The following is a 16,599-nucleotide window of genomic DNA, read 5'->3' as shown; positions in this document are numbered from 1 at the left end:
GTCAATGGAAGCTCACGATACAAAGTAGTGAGTAACAGCTCACGGTTTGTTTGGTATGTAGCGAAATTTTAATGAAATTAGAGGTTGAATGCTAATGAGAGACTCAGAGTAGTAAGTAACAGCTCACAAGTTGTTTGGTGGGTAGCAGAGTTTTAGTAAAATCCAATGGATATAGCGGGTTGGTGGTTTACCTATCACCTCGATGAATGGAATTGCCTGGGAAATAAGTGACAGTCCACTTAAAAAATAAAGTGGAGCAGTGAAGGTAAGCTTGAACCATCATTTCTTAAATAGGTATGAAATGAATTCATTTATATACCCTACCGATAGATAAATTCTAATCTATTAAAATAAATAATGAATTAGTAAGGTTAGTTCATCGATTTACTCTACTTTACTTATTTGGATTTTTTCTATTTTATGGTTTTTATGGTGTTAATTAGTATGTACAAAAAGTATGTGTTTATCATTTAAATATTAATAATATCAATAGATAAAATGTTATAAGCCATTTTTTCTGATATAACAGCAGTTCATCACCATTTTAAATTTACGTCTAAAATTTATTCGAATGGTTATTTTTATATATAAAAATTGTTAAATTGATGTTTTATTTTATTGTGCTTATAATGAGTAAATCAACTTAAGATATTACATTAGATATAAAATTTGTTTATAAATAGAATTTTCAATGGAAAGAACACAGTCCAAGGTGTCGTTAATAGCATAAGCTGTAATCATTAACTAACTGTATTTCATGTAAATATTGTTTATGTGCCAAAGGTGGATCACATGAAAAAGGCAAAAAGCGCTAATCATAAGATTTTTGATCAAATTCTTTCTGTAAATAAGCAGAATGAATTTGAATTTAACAATGGGCAAGATGGTGCAATTATTCTTTCTATACTTGTGATGTTTTTTGTACCATTTTTACTATTAAATGCAGCAAGAATTTATTTTGGAATAGATTACAGCTTTGTCGCGGTGATCTCCATGTTGGCGGTTAGTGCCATCATCACATACACATTGTATAAGCGTCTAAAAATGGATTCTGAATTTGCTGAAAAGCATATTGTATTAGACCAATTATTGATGCGTTATACGCCAAAAAATAAAGCAGAGTTTAAGAGCCTTCAAGAAGAGAGAAAGGCAAACCCATCAAGTACTTATTCACTTGTTGAAGATTGGGCTAATAGAGAAAGACTGCACTATGCAAATTAGCACACACTAACAATCTAATAAATGTTTGCATATCCCTCGGCTACTTTTAGTTGGGGGATTTTTTATCTATTGCAAAGGCTGGCCCTACATTGAGGGCTAGATTAATAAAAATAACTAATTCCAATTTTTACCTAGAAGATATGCAATTTCGAGAGATTGCATTTTGTTGAGTCTAGGGTCATATAATGACTGATATTTATAACTAATATCTTCTTCGCTGATTTCAAGGATACCTCCCTGTGCACTCAGTAACATCTAGTCCTGTCATTTCTAAATGGGCACCTCCTAGATGTACTCCTGCCTCCTTTAATATATGAATGAACTGAATCATTTCATTAGTAATACCCGTAAAATAGCGTGTTTTATATCCTTCTTTGGCATTTTTAGTATTACCATGCATAGGGACAATCATCCAAATGACGGGCTTGCCACTGGGCTGAATTGATTTTATGAGAGCCGGGAGTTTTTGTTTAATAACACCTGCTCCCATTCTAATGATGAGAACTGTTTTTCCTTTTTCTTGACTAGGGTTTAATTTCTTTATTAATTTCAGCAATGTATATGATGTGATATTTGGCCCGCATTTGATACCAATAGGTTTTTCCACCTCTCTTAAATATTCGATATGTAATTGTTATTCATTGTTATTTAATATTTACGTTATATAGAATAAAAAAAACGGCATAAATAGCCGTTTTTTATTCTATATAATTATGAGAGGTCGACGTTAATGCGATTTTCCTTGTTCAATACCAAGCCCAATCTGTGAACGAATAAATTGTTCTTTAAAGCGCTCTCTTTCCATTTTTCCTTGTTCTGAATTATCTGTTACAGAGAATAACCAGGCAGCAATAAACGCAACAGCCATAGAAAAAATTGCTGGGTATTCATAAGGGTAAATTGGTTTCTCATGATGAAGAATGCTGACCCAGATGGTTGGCCCTAAAATCATCAAGACAACTGCAGTAATTAAACCAAACCAGCCACCAGCTAATGCTCCACGAGTAGTCAGTTTGCGCCAGTACATTGAGAGTAAAATGATTGGGAAATTACAGCTTGCTGCAATTGAGAATGCCAAGCCAACCATGAAAGCAATGTTTTGTTTTTCAAACAGAATGCCTAACCCGATAGCAACAAAACCTAAGATAACAACGGTAATTTTAGATACGCGTAATTCATCTTTTTCATCAGCTTTACCATTTTTCATTGCCATCGCATATAGGTCATGAGAAACCGCGGAGGCGCCTGCTAAGGTTAAACCAGCAACAACTGCAAGGATGGTGGCGAATGCAACTGCAGAAATAAAGCCTAAGAAGAAATTACCACCAACTGCATCAGCAAGGTGTACAGCGGCCATATTGGTGCCACCAATTAATGCACCAGCAGCATCTTTAAATGCAGGATTGGAACTGACAAGAACGATGGCACCAAAACCAATAATAAAGGTTAATATGTAAAAGTAACCGATAAATCCAGTGGCATAGAACACACTTTTACGTGCTTCTTTCGCGTCACTAACGGTGAAAAATCGCATAATAATGTGAGGGAGGCCTGCTGTACCAAACATTAATGCTAAACCAAGGGATAAGGCGGATATAGGGTCGGAGACCAGCCCTCCAGGACTCATGATAGCAATACCATTTTTATGAACTTCTACGGCTTCTTTAAATAAGGTATTAAAGTTAAAGCCAACATGCTTCATAACCATAACAGCCATGAATGTTGCACCAGCTAATAACAAGATGGCTTTAATAATTTGAACCCAAGTTGTGGCTAACATTCCACCAAATAGGACATACAGCACCATCAATATACCCACAATAACAACCGCGACGTGGTAATTGAGACCAAATAATAATTCAATTAATTTACCCGCACCCACCATTTGAGCAATAAGATACAGTGCAACAACAACCAGAGAACCAACCGCAGATAGAATGCGAATTGGTCTTTGTTTTAATCGATAAGAAGCGACGTCAGCGAAAGTATAGCGACCTAAATTACGTAAGCGCTCGGCAATTAAGAATAGAATGATCGGCCAGCCAATTAAGAAGCCAATCGAGTAAATCAGGCCATCGTAGCCAGAAGTATAAACCAGGGCGGAGATCCCTAAAAAGGAAGCCGCTGACATAAAGTCGCCCGCGATAGCCATCCCGTTTTGGAAACCTGTAATTTTCCCGCCTGCAGTATAGTAATCAGAGCGAGAACGCGTTCTTTTTGACGCCCAGTAAGTTATATATAAGGTAAAGCCGACAAACAGTAAGAACATCACAATCGCCTGAATATTCACAGGCTGGCGTTCAACATCCCCTGTCAATGCATCGGGAAACGCCATTGAGGAGGTAAAAAAGAGAATGAGTGAGAGCAATATTTTCATTTTTCTACCTCTTTTAAAATTTCTGCTGTTAAACGGTCGTATTCACCGTTAGCCCGGATAACGTAAAGCCCCGTTAGTACAAATGAAATGACGATCAGCCCTACACCAACAGGAATTCCTCTTGTAATGTATGAACCTTCGGATATTGGTGTTCCAAGCCAGCTTGGGTCAAAAGCGATAAGAAAAATAAAACCAACATACAGCACGAGCGTTATTATTGATAACAACCATGAAAAGCGACTACGTTTTCTAACCAGTTCTTTAAAGCGAGGGTTATCCTCTACCTTTTCGTAAGCAGTAGCATTCATCAGAGTTCTCCTCTGTTATACTCGTCATACTTCAAGTTGCAGCTTTGTTGACTACACTCACTCACACGAGTTACATACTTGTGTATGCCCCTCGTGCTTCGTTCGCTTGTCGCCTAGCTACCCCTCGAATTATTTAGAGTAAACCATCTTGTTGGGATGTATGTAAGGCCGCCTCTATGAGTTGGCCTTTTGGCGTTATGACATACTCATAGACTGTTTTTCTTCGAGTAGTTTTTCGACAACACCAGGATCGGCCAGCGTGGAGGTATCTCCGAAATTACTGGTGTCTCCTGATGCAATTTTTCGTAGGATGCGACGCATGATTTTACCGGAACGAGTTTTAGGTAGTGAATCCGTCCAGTGAAGTACATCCGGGGTGGCAATAGGGCCGATTTCCTTACGAACCCAGTTGCGAACTTCGGTGTATAGCTCTGGTGATGGCTCAACCCCAGATATTAATGTGACATAAGCATAGATTGCTTGGCCTTTAATATTATGAGGAATACCGACCACTGCAGCTTCGGCCACTTTCGGATGTGCAACGAGCGCTGATTCTATTTCTGCGGTACCTAAACGATGGCCCGAAATATTCAGTACATCGTCAACACGGCCTGTGATCCAGTAATAACCATCTTCATCACGACGAGCACCATCACCACTAAAGTACATGCCTTTAAAGGTTGAGAAATAGGTTTGCTCGAAGCGTTCGTGATCGCCAAATAAGGTTCGGGCTTGGCCCGGCCATGAATCAACAATCACTAAGTTACCTTCTGTGGCGCCTTCGATAGGCTCACCAAGGTTATCGACTAATGCAGGGCGAACACCAAAGAATGGCAATGTTGCAGACCCTGGCTTTAACATGGTTGCTCCCGGAAGTGGTGTGATCATGAAACCACCTGTTTCGGTTTGCCACCATGTATCAACCACTGGGCAGCGGCTATTACCAATTTTTTTGTAGAACCATTCCCAAGCTTCAGGATTAATGGGTTCTCCCACTGAACCGAGAATTCGTAATGAGCTGCGATCTGTACCTTCAATGGCTTTATCGCCTTCGGCCATTAATGCACGGATAGCAGTTGGGGCGGTATAAAGGATATTGACTTGGTGTTTATCAACCACTTGGCTCATTCGGTTAACTGCTGGGTAATTAGGTACCCCTTCGAACATTAATGTTTTAGCACCATTGGATAATGGTCCATATAACAAATAGCTATGGCCTGTAACCCAGCCCACATCTGCAGTACACCAATAGACTTCACCTGGATGGTAGTCGAAGGTGTATTTGAATGTCAGTGTAGCATAGACTAAATAACCGCCAGTGCTATGCAGAACGCCTTTTGGCTTACCTGTAGAACCAGAGGTATATAGGATGAACAGTGGGTCTTCTGCGTTAATTTCTTCTGGAGGGCAATCTGCATTGACCCCTTTGATGACGTCATGCCACCAGAGATCACGCCCTTCTACCCAGCTCGGCGCATTGCCTGTACGTTGGTAAACAATCACATTAGAAACCGTAGTGACTTGCGGGTTAGCGAGTGCGTCATCCACATTTTTCTTTAATGGAATTGCACGACCTGCTCGTAAGCCTTCATCTGCGGTGATGATTAGCTTTGCTTTACAGTCAATAACGCGACCAGAGACCGCCTCAGGGGAGAAACCAGCAAAAATGACTGTATGTATCGCACCAATACGAGCACAAGCCAGCATCGCGACAGCAGCTTCGACAACCATCGGCATGTAAATGGCGACAACATCGCCTTTACGAATACCTTGTTGTTTCAAAACATTAGCAAACTGACAAACATCATGGTGTAGTTCGCGGTAAGTGACATTTTTTGACGATGAGGGGTCATCGCCTTCCCAAATAATCGCAGTTTGGTCGCCTTTTTCAGCCAGATGGCGGTCCAAACAGTTTGCACTTAAATTTAATGTACCATCTTCAAACCAGCGGATATCAATATGGCCGGGGTCAAAAGAGGTGTTCTTGACACGTGTATAAGGTTTAATCCAATCAACGATTTTTCCTTTTTCGCCCCAAAATCCTTCAGGGTCTTGAATCGAGCGTTGGTACTCATCGTTATACTGTTGTTCGTTTATCAGGGCATTTTTTGCAATTTCAGCAGGAACGGGATGTTTAGTTATTTGAGTCATATTATTATCTCCTTGCAGATGTTAATACTATGTCAAAAAATGGTTAACTAAAGCACGATTTTTAAATTTGTTTTTCTTTTGCGCGGAAGATCACGTATTAATTGTAATGAGATTTGCAGGATTATCATTTGATGCTAAATATCAAATTGAAATATAAAGCTAAAAATATAATAAAAGGTAGATTTAAAGAAAAATAAACGATGGGGTTATTGGTATTAGTTACTGAATAAAGGAGTTCTCATAGCGAATATAAATATCCATATATTTACTATGGGTTTGATAATGATTTTCATTAACAGTAAAATAACTATAATAGATAGTTATTCACAAGGTGCGAAGTTACGCAAGTGTTTACCCTATGAGCCTTGTGGTAAAAATGAGAAACATAGCGGTATTTACGTCACTGGAGACAATAATATGAGTTATACATTACCTGCTTTACCTTATGCTTATGATGCGTTGGAACCACACTTTGACAAGCAAACAATGGAAATCCACCATACTAAGCACCATCAAACCTATGTGACTAACACCAATACAGCGTTAGAAAAACTGCCTGAATTAGCGGGTTTAGATATCGATGTTTTGATTCAAAAATTGGACCAAATCCCAGCTGATCAACGTACGTTTGTTCGTAACAACGCTGGTGGCCACTCAAACCATAGTCTGTTCTGGAAAGGTTTGAAATTAGGTACTGAATTAAAAGGCGAACTGAAAGCTGCGATTGAGCGTGATTTCGGTAGCGTTGATGCATTTAAAGAACTGTTTGAAAAAGCAGCTGCAACACGTTTCGGTTCTGGCTGGGCATGGCTGGTTCTGAAAGATGACGGTAAATTAGCTGTCGTTTCAACTGCTAACCAAGACAGCCCATTAATGGGTGAGGCTATTTCAGGCGTATCTGGTTACCCAATTATCGGTTTAGACGTATGGGAACACGCTTATTACCTGAAATTCCAAAACCGCCGCCCTGATTATATTAAAGCATTCTGGTCAGTTGTGAACTGGGATGAAGCAGCGGCACGTTTTGCAGCAAAAGCTAAATAATTTTATAAGATAATTTATTTGCCATAAGCGCAGCGTTAATGCTGCGCTTTTTTTATGCCTACAATTTGATATCGATTCCAAAACTTTACTTTTTATTATTAAATAAAACTCATTATCATTTAAAATGTTGGTTATTAATTTCTTTCAATAATGATATGGATTTAGTTTATTGATAAATAAGGAATAAATTAAAATGGATCGTTTAGCAACACACTTAGTCATGGGGATTGACCTTGGGACAAGTAACAGTGCGGTAAGTTTGTGGTTAGATGGCAAATCAGTCCTAATTCCTAATCTACAAGGAAACGTTCTAACGCCTTCTGTGGTTGGTTTAGATGATGCAGGCCAGATTATCGTAGGGCAAGCTGCTCATGAACGTTTACAAAGTCATCCTAATATAACTAAAGCGAGTTTCAAACGTTATATGGGAACCGATGCCACTATAACACTAGGTAAGCTTGTATTTCGTGCTGAAGAAGTCTCCGCTTTGTTGTTACGTCAACTTAAAGATGATGTTGAAGCGTGGCTAGGTTATGTCGTCAAAGACGCCGTAATTACAGTTCCTGCTTATTTTAATGACGTTCAACGCCGCGCAGTTAAAACAGCGGGGCAGCTTGCTGGGTTGAATGTTGTAAGGTTATTAAATGAACCAACAGCCGCTTCACTTGCTTTTGGGTTACTCGAAAATAAAGAACATAAATATCTCACATTTGACCTAGGAGGGGGTACGTTTGACGTATCGATCATCGATATGTTTGAAGGCGTTATCGAAGTTTGTGCCAGTAGTGGTGATGTACGCTTAGGCGGTGATGATTTTCGTGAAGTGATTTATCAGTGGATGTTGAAAAAGTACCCCGAATTACACAAAGATCAATTTCTGATACGACCTGAATTATTGAAATTGGCGGAACATCTCAAATTAGCCTTGAGCCAAGCACCAGAATGCCATGTTTCTATGCATTGGAATGAGTCAGATTTTGAATGGAAAATGACAGAACAGGAGCTAGCTACTTGTTGTCAGCCTTTATTAGCTCGCCTTCAACAACCTATTTTACAGGCGTTGCATGACTCCCGTTTTTCGCTTAATGACCTTGACGATATATTGCTAGTGGGAGGGGCGACACGTATGCCTCTCGTTAGACAAACCGTCGCTCGTCTTTTCGGGCGATTTCCACGGCATGATTTAAATCCTGATGAGGCAGTTGCTTTAGGGGCTGGTGTTCAAGCCGGTATGGTAATGGCAGATTGCGCTTTGGATGATATCGTTTTAACCGATGTCATGCCATTTTCATTGGGGGTTGATATCACGAAACAGCATGGTGAGCGTTTCGAATTTGGTTACTATCTTCCTATTATCGAACGCAATAATTTCTTGCCTATCAGCAAAATGCAGGAGTTAAGTACAATTGTAGATAACCAAGAGCATATTTTACTCAAGGTATATCAAGGTGAAGCTCGCCTAGTCAAAGATAATGTTTTCCTTGGGGAATTAAAAATAGATATTCCTCCACGGCCAGCCGGGGAAGTGACGATTGAAGTTAGGTTTACTTACACGGTTGATGGTTTACTCGAAGTTGAGTGCCACTACAAAGGTAGCCCTAAGGTTTATCGGTTATTGATTGAAAAGGTACCGGGCCAAATGAGTGAGGATCAAATTTCAGCCAGTCTGGCAAAAATTGCAGGGCTAAAGCAACACCCAAGGGATATGCCTGAAAATAGAGAATTGTTAGCCCGTTGCTCTCAATTATATGAATTCTTGCTCGGTGATGACAGGTTGTGGGTCGATAAGATAACAACTGAGTTTGAGGCCGCGTTAAATAGCCAAGATTTACGTTTGATCGCAACATTTCGCCAGCAAGTTGTTCAATTTTTGAAACGATATGAAAGGGATTTGCATTAATGGATATGTGGCAAATATTGGGAATTCCGTTCACTCATGATGAAAAAGAAATCCGTAGGGCTTATGCAAAGCAACTCAAAAAATATCGGCCCGATACTCATCCAAAAGAGTATCAGCAGCTAAGAGAAGCATTTGAAAATGCAAAAAACCTATCCTCTTATCAAGAGAGTGCTCAACCTGAAGTTGCCTCTGAAGACGAAAGTTATGGTGAAGCCGTATTATTAAATGAACACACTGGTTATCAAGACATTTATTTTTCTGATTGGCTATCAAACACATTTGTAGTGGATGAACCTTTACCAGCTATCGCTGTGGCTGAAGCTGTTTATACTCAAAATGAAATTGATACTGTCGCGAGCCTGATTGTGGAGAATGAAAGCAAAGGGAAGGCCGCACTGTCTTCTCTTTGGGTTCATGTGATGGAAAAAGGCAATTTACACATTTTTCCTCAGTTTCATAAGGATTTTGCCAAAGCATTATCACAACAACAGGGCTTAATGGAATCGACCGTAGATTGCGTCTCTGAATTATTGAATTGGCAGTTAAATGACTATAATTCAGATAGTGTGGTTCCAATGTTTATTCAAGAAGGTATTCAAAATCAATTACGTAAAACTGCTGTTGAACGTGCATGGCGAGATTGCGAAATTGAAGCATCACATAAGTACTCGATTTCAGCGTTTACAATGCAGTTTTTAATTGGAAAGCAGGCAGAAGTGACTGGGTGGATGCGGTTAGTACCTGGGTTACTGGATTTATTGATGAAGCAATATCAGCAGTTGATGCAAAATTATCCAGAGCTTGCAGATCGAGTTAATCCTGCAGTGGCTGCTTTTTTCAGTCAACCTAGAGCATGTTTTTCTCTTTCTCATTTATTTCTTCTTATGTTTTGGGGAAGTATATTTTGTATTGCGGCGCCGTCTCCGGATATCGATAATCGCGTTATTATCGCGGTTGCGATGATTTTTATTTTCTATTTATATCTTAGTGATGCGTTATTATTTTTCTTTTTAAATAAAAATAAAGACACTTCTGGCGCTATATTTTTATTGGTGGATTTCCTATTTTCGATAATGGTGCTAATAGGGATATATGTATTCATTATGTCTGTCATTGCTGACGTAGTGAATATGACAATTAAAGGTGGTGATAATCAGGTGGGAACTATCATGTTTAGCGGTATGTTCTTGTTAGTGATCATCTGGCAAATAGTACCAAAGACAAAAGGGATACCAAAATTGAGGTTACCAGGGATCACCGTATCGCGTATTCTTGGATTTCCATGGATATTTTTAAAGTGGTTTAATTCTTGGTGGATTACACTCACTTGGGGGCTATTGATATATATTGTTTTAGAGCTGGCATTGATAGGAGCCCTGCTAAAAATTAGTGAGGTTATTAACCATGGGTTATGGTAACTTGAACACAGCAACCGTTATTTCATCCTACGTGAGTATTAAGGTGTGATCTCGCATGAAAGTATCTCCCCAAGTCTTTATCGGTAAAGTCCAAGCAACTCAATCTTGTGGGCACAGCGCTATTCACAAGCAAGCTGCCGACGGGTTATTGATGTTAGGGCAATTGGGGCTTGATGGCGATGAACAAGCTGAAAAGCGCTTCCATGGTGGGCCAGATAGAGCACTTTGCCATTATCCTAGGGAACATTATGATTTCTGGGTCAATGCATATCCTGATTTAGCCGATTTATTTGTTGCCTCTGCATTTGGGGAAAATATATCAACGTTGGGTATGACTGAAGAAAACGTATTTATTGGGGATATTTTTGCATGGGGTGATGCGCGTATTCAGGTCACTCAACCTCGTTCCCCTTGTTATAAGCTCAATGGGTTAACGGGAATTGAAAATTTTGCACAAATGATGCAAGACAATGGGCGCTGTGGTTGGTTGTACCGCGTCATTAAAACAGGCAATGTTAGTGAAAATGCGCCATTAACGCTATTGAGCCGCAATAGTGATATTTCAGTACAAGAAGCCATTATGATAGCATTTCATGCCCCTTATGATGAGGAGCTATACCAGCGCTTGTTAAGTGCAGCAGGGTTATCCGCAAGTTGGAGCTTAACCATGCAGAACCGTTTAGATAACTACCGCATCGAAGAGTTTAAGCACCGGTTGTTTGGTAAACGTTAATCGCTAGCGAAAAGCTATTGTGCGCTTATAACAAAGAGAGTCTTTAGCCATAAGCGTTTGCTAGCAATATAACGTGCGATACTGAGAATGCCTATATCTTAGGTGTTTGTTGTATAAACTGTTGGTACCACGGGATATTCGCCATTAATTCGAGATGTGTTCCCTGAGCGATAATTTTTCCTTTCTCCATATACACAATTTCATCCGCTTGGCGGGCAAGGTTAGGCTGGTGGGTGACGACGATACGTGTCTGTTGTTTGGCTTGAGTAATAAGGTCAATCACGGAGGCTGTATTGATGTTATCAAGGCTTGCTGTTGGTTCATCCATTAAAATGATATTAGGATGCTGTAGAATCAATCTTGCAATACACAGCCGTTGTCTTTGTCCTCCAGAAAGTAACATACCGCCAGAACCAACCTCTTTTTCTAAGAACGTATGATTGGCAGTGAAATTAAGTTGTGTCAGTAATGCACTGATTGCCCGGTCATCAATATTATCATCATCAAGTACCAAATTTTGGCGTACGCTACCGCAAAATAAACGGCTATCTTGTAGTAAGACTCCCCGGTGAGCACACAACACCTCTTGTGATAGGTTTTTAATATTTTTATTACCGTAGTTCACACTGCCATATGTTGGGTCTTGTAAGCGAGCGAGTAAGCTTAATAATGTACTTTTTCCTGCTCCTGATGGCCCTACAATGGCGGTAAGTGTATGTTCCTTAAAGCTAAGACCTATGTTTTGTAAAATGCATTTTTTATTGTCACTGTAAAATGATAACTGTTCACAGCTAACGCTATCGATAGTGGGTGTTGATGAACGATAAGGAAATGTTAATACCGGAGCCTGCAAGGCTATTTCGATTCGTTGAATTGATTTTTTCATTTGTCTAATTGATTGATCTAAATGAGAAAGTAACCACATAGGTTCAATTAAGCGCGCTAATAAAACTAACCCTGCTAGCCACATATTTAATGGCATCTTTGCATGATCAACTAAATAAATACCGAACCCAAAGAGCGTAATAAAGGCGGTTTGCACCATTAATGAAAATAATAAGTGAAATGGCAAGCTTCTTCGTTGTAGCTGTCTCTGAGTTTGATACTGGGATGCTAAGGCAAGTTTGGGATGCAGCTGCTCATAATGGGTATTTGAGCGACGAATCAATGGCTGGTGGAGCGCATATTGGTTGAGTGCACTCATTGCTTGTTGTTCTGATTCATGAGCTGCTCGTTCAAAAAAGGCAATTTTTCTAGCAGATAAGCGTAAAGAGACTAATAACAAAAGGAGTATAAACAGTAAAATAGCGCCAAATGCACCTTGATAGACTAACATTCCAATCACGATAGTACAGGGCGTGACTAACCCGCTAATAATAGGATGGAGTAAATGTGCGGGTACAGATATAGCCTGTGACACAGGTCCTGAAATTAATTGGTTGCTGTTTGAAATGGGTTGCAATGAAAGCGGCAGATGGAGAATAAGTGCCGTAGCAAGATAGCGCATCACCAATCCCCCTGCAACATAGCCTTTCTGGGTGGCTATAAATGTTACGGCGAGTGTTGTTAAGCTAGAAAGAGTGAATAGTATTAATGGCATAGTGGTATCAAGGTGCCAATCTAAAATAACAACAAATAAAAATAACCCGCTAATTCCCTCTAAAACAGCGCTTAGCGTCATCCAAAATATAGCATTACGTACGGTGTATAATAAGCGTTTAAGCACAGTTCTCCTCCAATGCACGTAAAAGTTGCTGATAGGGTTCTGAATGTATTGAAAGTTGTTGATGAGAGCCTTGTGCGATTAATTTTCCGTTGTCTAACAATAATATGCGGTCTGCTAGATTCAAGCCGTTTAAGTCATGGGTAACGAATACACAAGTTCGCGACTCGCTGTGCAATAAATTAAGTACCCGCTGTGCATTTTGTGGATCAAGTGCGGATGTCGGTTCATCAAGTAACAATAAAGGCGCTGGTGATAGCAATGCTCGTGCAATCGCGAGGCGTTGAGTCTCTCCACCGGACAACACTATATCTTGCTCTATTACGGCATCCAGCCCTTTAGGTTGTTGTTTTACCAGTGATAATAAGTTGAGCTCACCAAGGTAACGGTACATATCATCTTCAGTGGCGTTTGGGGCAAATAGCTGTAGATTTTCACGCACAGAACAAGGCAGAGGCGGGGTGCTTTGCATGACGATGGAAACCGTACGGTTCAAACTAGTTAATGATAGCAGTGGTAATGGAACCGAGTTAAAGAGGACATTTCCCTCTGTTGGGTCTAAAAAGCGCGCCATAAGTTGTATTAAGGTGCTTTTTCCCGCTCCAGACGTTCCGACAATAGCAATAAATTCGTTGGGGGCTACGGTGATATTAATATTCGATAATATTGGGTTATTACCTATTTTAACATCAACTTGGACAAGTTTGAGCTCACCTTGGGATGGGGTAATTTCCTTTTCTCCGTAATGCATACCCGGTTCAGCTAGAAGTTGGCGAATACGTTCTGATGCGCTAACAGCAAGGTTCAAGGCGTCGGCACCATGCCCCATTGCAGCAACGGGGGCGGCAATACTGCTAATTAATAGAATGAATAAAATGATTTGAGCGAGAGGTACGGGCTCAGAGAGTAATGAAACCCCAAAAATAACCCATAATGACAGCAATGTGCTGCTGATACCGACTTGGGTCAGTGAGCTCAAGGCGCCTATTTTACTTATCCATCGCTTAAAGGCGATTTCAAATTGGTATAACGCTTGTGATGTTTTTTTTTGAATGGATTGATTGGGATATTGCCTTGCCTGTAGCGGGTTATCTGCAAGTTCAGCATATTGTTCATACAGGGCACTCATTGTCCGGTTACGTGAGGTATATAGCGCCTGATAACGTATAGAACGCATTTGTTTAAATAAAAAAACCGAGGTGATTAATGGCATTAAGCAAAAAATGGTGAGTAGTGCATTTTGCCATAATAAAATGAGAGTTGCTGTTATTGGGACGATAATTAATTTTGTGATATCTGCGGGGGCATGAGCGGTTAATTGATGTAGCGAACGGACATCACGATCAGCTATTTGCAAAAAGCCATCTCGACCATGTTGGGCAAAGTGGCTTAGAGGGAGTTTTTCTACTTTATCCAGAAGTTGTAGCCTGAGTTGATGGCAGAGATGGTTATCAGTTTGATGCGTTAAATACAGAGCAAAAGTTTGGCAAATTAACCAGCTGACACCACCGATGGATGCAATAACAACCCATTCATAATATTGATGAACGGAAGCGTTGGCAATTTGGCTAATTGCTATCAATGGAATGAGTGAACAGAGGCCTGAGATGGCTTGTAAAATAAGTGCAAATAATAATGTGAAGCGATAGGGACGAAGTAATTCCCAAAGTGCGCGGTACATGCGAAACCTCCATAGCGAATCGGTTACTTTAATTTATTTCGCTTTGTTATCGTGAATTAGTTGTTTTGCTTACCAGACTATTTGTTTTGTTTGCAGGCCTTATTGGCGGTTTTCATTTTTAAAGCGCTTTTTTGGCGTTTTTAGTAAGATGGCGATATTGCGATTAGGAATATTGAGGGGGGGAAGATGCAATATGATTTAAATGATCTCTACTATTTTGTGAAAGTTGTCGAATATGGTGGTTTTTCACAAGCGGGTTTGGCTCTTGGGATCCCTAAATCTAAATTGAGCCGACGCATTGCTGATTTAGAGCAAAAGCTCAATGTTTCATTGATTTACCGTTCTACTCGTCAGTTTCATGTCACTGAGGTGGGACAAGTCTTTTATCAGCAGTGTAAAAATGTGGTTGATGAAGCTGAAGTTGCTCATGAATTGATTTGTTCCGTTCAGTCACACCCTAAAGGAACGATCAAGTTATCGTGTCCAGTCGCACTGTTACAAGTCTATCTCAATGAATTACTTGTAGATTTTATGATAAAGTACCCTGATATCGATGTTCAAATTTTAGCAGTTAACCGCCCTGTGGATGTGATTAGTGAAGGGTTGGATTTAGCTATTCGAGTGCGTTCATTGCCATTAGATGATTCAGGCTTAATGATGAAAGTACTAGGATATTCACGGCGTATCTTAGTGGCTAGCCCGCAGTTATTCGCAGAGCACGGTGAACTCACAGAGCCCGAAAAGCTGGTGGATTACCCGATGTTAGCGAATACAGAGCACTCACAAAATTACACGTTGACCCTAAAAAATAGTCACGATCTTAGCTTTACGCAGCATTTCACCCCGAAGTTAGCGACAACAGATATTTTAACGTTATACCATGCGGCACGCAAAGGTGTTGGGATCGCAAGGTTGCCTTATGGTGTGGTAGAAAAAGACATTGAATCAGGGGATTTGATAGAGGTATTACCGAAATGGCAGTTTCCTGAAGATATTATTCATGCGGTATATCCATCACGCAAAGGGTTGTTGCCATCAATCCAATTATTATTAAATCATTTAGCAGATAATATTTCGCCGTCAGTGAAATAAATTTCCCCGATAGCGCATTAGGCTATCAGGGAAATATTTCTCATTTACTGTGTTTCAGGAATGCGGCCAAATTTCCCACTGTTGAAATCATTCACTGCTTCATTGATTTCTTGCACAGTATTCATCACAAATGGGCCGTAACCAACAACCGGCTCGTTAATAGGATCACCACTGAGCAACAGTACTAAGGCATCTTCTGTGGCTTCTAACAGAATATTGCTATCTGTATCGTCGAGGATCATCAGCTCCCCTTCGTTTAAAGCGGAACGACCATCAACAAATATTGAACCACGTAACATGACTAAACCGACATAGCGTCCCGCTTTGGTTGGGATACCGACCGTTTTACCTTTGTTAAGCTGCAAATCCCATACATCTAATGGACTAAAGGTTTTTGCTGCACCTTTATTGCCTAAATAGTCACCCGCGATCACTCGCAGTGTTCCTGCATCATTGGGTAATGCGACTTTTGGCATACTATGGCTTTCTAACAGCTGGTAGCCGGGGGCCGCTGATTTGTCTTTTGCTGGCAAATTAACCCACAGTTGTACCATATCAAGAGTGCCACCTTGTTTCATGAAGGCGTCAGACTGATACTCTTGATGTAAAATACCCGATGCCGCAGTCATCCATTGAACATCACCTGGGCCTATCACACCGCCTTCACCCGTAGAATCATGGTGAGCCACTTCGCCATCATACACTATTGTAACGGTTTCAAACCCACGGTGTGGATGCTCGCCAACACCCCTGTTTGCCGAATTTGAGCTTGGGAAATCAAAAGGCCCCGCTCTGTCGAGTAAAAGGAATGGGTTGAGGTATTTCCCATGATCGTTATAGCTAAACATTGAACGGACAGGAAAGCCGTCTCCGACCCAATGGCTGCGAGGAGATTGATAGATACCAATAATTTTTTTCATGGTTTTGCTCCTAAAATTGTTTTGATGGCTG

14 protein-coding genes are annotated in these 16,599 nt (G+C 40.3%); 6 read left to right on the top strand and 8 right to left on the bottom strand.

What is annotated here, in order from left to right:
• Window positions 1-792: 792 nt before the first annotated feature.
• On the top strand, window positions 793-1,221 hold the full coding sequence (locus PR683_RS14755; RefSeq protein WP_004906643.1) for a hypothetical protein: 429 nt from the start codon (window positions 793-795) through the stop codon (window positions 1,219-1,221).
• A 114-nt stretch (window positions 1,222-1,335) separates the two neighbouring features.
• Here the strand turns inward: PR683_RS14755 and PR683_RS20425 are convergent, their stop codons facing one another.
• The 5 genes from PR683_RS20425 to acs form a co-directional block, all read right to left on the bottom strand.
• Complete coding sequence (locus tag PR683_RS20425) at window positions 1,336-1,476, bottom strand: 3-deoxy-7-phosphoheptulonate synthase (protein ID WP_109913247.1); 141 nt, start codon at window positions 1,474-1,476, stop codon at window positions 1,336-1,338.
• Window positions 1,445-1,828, bottom strand: coding sequence for a 3-deoxy-7-phosphoheptulonate synthase (locus tag PR683_RS14750; protein WP_162598879.1), 384 nt, complete (start codon window positions 1,826-1,828; stop codon window positions 1,445-1,447). The genes PR683_RS20425 and PR683_RS14750 overlap by 32 nt, the downstream gene beginning before the upstream one ends.
• Before the next feature lie 120 nt (window positions 1,829-1,948).
• Window positions 1,949-3,598, bottom strand: coding sequence for a cation/acetate symporter ActP (actP, locus tag PR683_RS14745; protein ID WP_042851474.1), 1,650 nt, complete (start codon window positions 3,596-3,598; stop codon window positions 1,949-1,951).
• Window positions 3,595-3,906, bottom strand: a complete 312-nt coding sequence (locus tag PR683_RS14740) for a DUF485 domain-containing protein (protein WP_004906633.1) — start codon at window positions 3,904-3,906, stop codon at window positions 3,595-3,597. The genes actP and PR683_RS14740 overlap by 4 nt, the downstream gene beginning before the upstream one ends.
• 195 nt (window positions 3,907-4,101) lie before the next feature.
• Window positions 4,102-6,057, bottom strand: coding sequence for an acetate--CoA ligase (acs, locus tag PR683_RS14735; RefSeq protein WP_004906630.1), 1,956 nt, complete (start codon window positions 6,055-6,057; stop codon window positions 4,102-4,104).
• Window positions 6,058-6,474: 417 nt separating this feature from the next.
• On the opposite strand from acs, the gene sodA reads away from it, so the two are divergent.
• The 4 genes from sodA (at window position 6,475) to yiiM (ending at window position 11,152) form a co-directional block, all read left to right on the top strand.
• Window positions 6,475-7,101, top strand: coding sequence for a superoxide dismutase [Mn] (gene sodA, locus PR683_RS14730; protein WP_004906628.1), 627 nt, complete (start codon window positions 6,475-6,477; stop codon window positions 7,099-7,101).
• A 193-nt stretch (window positions 7,102-7,294) separates the two neighbouring features.
• Window positions 7,295-9,001, top strand: coding sequence for an Hsp70 family protein (locus tag PR683_RS14725; RefSeq protein WP_227024236.1), 1,707 nt, complete (start codon window positions 7,295-7,297; stop codon window positions 8,999-9,001).
• The gene (locus PR683_RS14720) at window positions 9,001-10,419 is read left to right on the top strand and encodes a J domain-containing protein (RefSeq protein ID WP_210850741.1); all 1,419 of its coding nucleotides are present in this window, start codon (window positions 9,001-9,003) and stop codon (window positions 10,417-10,419) included. The genes PR683_RS14725 and PR683_RS14720 overlap by 1 nt, the downstream gene beginning before the upstream one ends.
• 55 nt (window positions 10,420-10,474) lie before the next feature.
• Window positions 10,475-11,152: a 6-hydroxyaminopurine reductase gene (gene yiiM / locus PR683_RS14715; RefSeq protein ID WP_109913245.1), complete on the top strand. Its 678-nt coding sequence runs from the start codon at window positions 10,475-10,477 to the stop codon at window positions 11,150-11,152.
• A 91-nt stretch (window positions 11,153-11,243) separates the two neighbouring features.
• Here the strand turns inward: yiiM and PR683_RS14710 are convergent, their stop codons facing one another.
• Complete coding sequence (locus PR683_RS14710) at window positions 11,244-12,878, bottom strand: ATP-binding cassette domain-containing protein (RefSeq protein WP_272581834.1); 1,635 nt, start codon at window positions 12,876-12,878, stop codon at window positions 11,244-11,246.
• Window positions 12,871-14,556, bottom strand: coding sequence for an ABC transporter ATP-binding protein (locus tag PR683_RS14705; protein ID WP_272581833.1), 1,686 nt, complete (start codon window positions 14,554-14,556; stop codon window positions 12,871-12,873). The genes PR683_RS14710 and PR683_RS14705 overlap by 8 nt, the downstream gene beginning before the upstream one ends.
• 186 nt (window positions 14,557-14,742) lie before the next feature.
• Here PR683_RS14705 and PR683_RS14700 point away from each other — a divergent pair, with 186 nt between their 5' ends.
• Window positions 14,743-15,648, top strand: a complete 906-nt coding sequence (locus tag PR683_RS14700) for a LysR substrate-binding domain-containing protein (RefSeq protein WP_196719946.1) — start codon at window positions 14,743-14,745, stop codon at window positions 15,646-15,648.
• A gap of 44 nt (window positions 15,649-15,692) precedes the next feature.
• Here PR683_RS14700 and PR683_RS14695 read toward each other — a convergent pair whose 3' ends face one another.
• Window positions 15,693-16,568 (bottom strand): pirin family protein, encoded by an 876-nt coding sequence (locus PR683_RS14695; RefSeq protein WP_109913242.1) that lies wholly within the window; start codon window positions 16,566-16,568, stop codon window positions 15,693-15,695.
• Window positions 16,569-16,599: the final 31 nt, after the last annotated feature.

This window comes from Providencia sp. PROV269, assembly GCF_028477785.1.
Taxonomy (GTDB): domain Bacteria; phylum Pseudomonadota; class Gammaproteobacteria; order Enterobacterales; family Enterobacteriaceae; genus Providencia; species Providencia rettgeri.
Note: the sequence above shows the minus strand (reverse complement) of the source record. Positions and strands in the feature narration are given on the sequence as shown.